Below are 527 nucleotides of genomic sequence, written 5' to 3' on the forward strand. Positions count from 1 at the left end.
GATGAGATCTAAATCTGTGCCTAAATTCTTACCAGTTGATGCTTTCTGGCTCTTTGTGGGCTTCGACATAAGCGTCCCACCAATCTACAACAGGATCAACCAGCTGTTGCAAAGCAAATGAAACTCGCTCTCTGTTGTTGCATTGAACAACTTGCAGCTTCTTTTCAATGGTCTTCAACCAATCATCTGTATCCATTGGTTTGATGGAGTGAGAGAATGTTGGGGGCTTAGTCCGCTGGAATTCCCCAAGCTTGTCACGCTGCTGCGGCTGTGGTGCTGGCTGATGTCCTTGGGCTTGTTGCATGTTAGCCATAGTTTGTTGCATGATCTGCAACATCTGAGCTTGCATTATCAAAACTTGCTCAAGTGTTGGTGGTGGAGGTGGGTTGGTGTTGTTGTCATTGTTCTCATTGGCACCACGATTGTGAGTGTTGGCCATCTAATAATTGTGAAGAGATTTGAGATAGAGGAAAAAATAGAGATACGAGATTCCTAACTACATGCATCAAGGTATAACGATGATTGAG

General features: G+C 44.2%; 1 protein-coding gene. It reads right to left on the bottom strand.

Going from position 1 to position 527, the window contains the following annotated elements; translation table 11 throughout:
• Positions 1-28: 28 nt before the first annotated feature.
• Complete coding sequence (locus ACQY8X_RS21210) at positions 29-439, bottom strand: hypothetical protein (RefSeq protein WP_428037109.1); 411 nt, start codon at positions 437-439, stop codon at positions 29-31.
• Positions 440-527 lie beyond the last annotated feature (88 nt).

This window comes from Amphritea sp., assembly GCF_050300915.1.
Classification (GTDB): domain Bacteria; phylum Pseudomonadota; class Gammaproteobacteria; order Pseudomonadales; family Balneatricaceae; genus Amphritea.

Coding starts and splice junctions, on each gene's coding strand:
- ACQY8X_RS21210 (WP_428037109.1), bottom strand. CDS start 439: ATGGCCAACACTCACAATCGTGGTGCCAATGAGAACAATGACAACAAC.